Origin of the sequence: Ferrovum myxofaciens, from assembly GCF_000735045.1 — a bacterium.
GTDB lineage: Bacteria > Pseudomonadota > Gammaproteobacteria > Burkholderiales > Ferrovaceae > Ferrovum > Ferrovum myxofaciens.
In genome coordinates this window covers 1-253 of record NZ_JPOQ01000228.1, presented here as the reverse complement: position 1 = coordinate 253, position 253 = coordinate 1, and the positions used below count along the sequence as shown (strand labels likewise).

At 53.0% G+C, this 253-nt stretch carries 1 pseudogene; it reads left to right on the top strand.

Annotated elements, in window-relative coordinates:
- Positions 1–253, top strand: a pseudogene (locus tag IV91_RS0112995) (IS21 family transposase); the annotation flags it as partial.

Genomic DNA, 253 nt, shown 5'->3' with positions numbered 1-253 from the left:
AGGATGTTCTTCGATTAAAACTCGATGCTGGGCTCAGTCATGAGCAAATTGCGATGGCTCTCAAGATCTCCAAGGGGGTAGTCGCCAAGTATGTTGGACTGGCCACGGCGGCAGGTCTGGATTGGGTCACCATACAAACGCTGGATGAAACCGGCTTGCAACAGAAGTTGATCGGTTCTTCACATCGTACCCGCCAGCATGTTCAGCCGAACTTTGGCCGTATTCATCAGGAACTGCGCCGCAAGGGCATGAC